Below are 248 nucleotides of genomic sequence, written 5' to 3' on the forward strand. Positions count from 1 at the left end.
TGGCCGGCCAGGGCAAGGGCGCCTGGCCGAGCTGTGGCGTGGGCCTCTCGGGTGCCGCGTACACCGGCGGCGGCTCGGACTCCGCCTCCTCCTCGGACAGCGCCCCGCGGCAGGAGCGCCAGGCCGAGCAGCCGACCACCCGCAGCGAGCAGCGCCAGGCCCCCAAGGCCCCGGCCAAGCCCGCCGCGAAGAAGACCGTCACCACCCCGACCGGCAAGAAGGTCGAGAAGGGCGACGGCGAGTACAAG

1 pseudogene is annotated in these 248 nt (G+C 75.4%); it reads left to right on the forward strand.

The features are described 5' to 3' along the window. Positions 1–248, forward strand: a pseudogene (locus tag AC0IXA_RS27935) (hypothetical protein); the annotation flags it as partial.

The sequence above is a fragment of the Pseudomonas sp. AC083 genome, assembly GCF_979253165.1.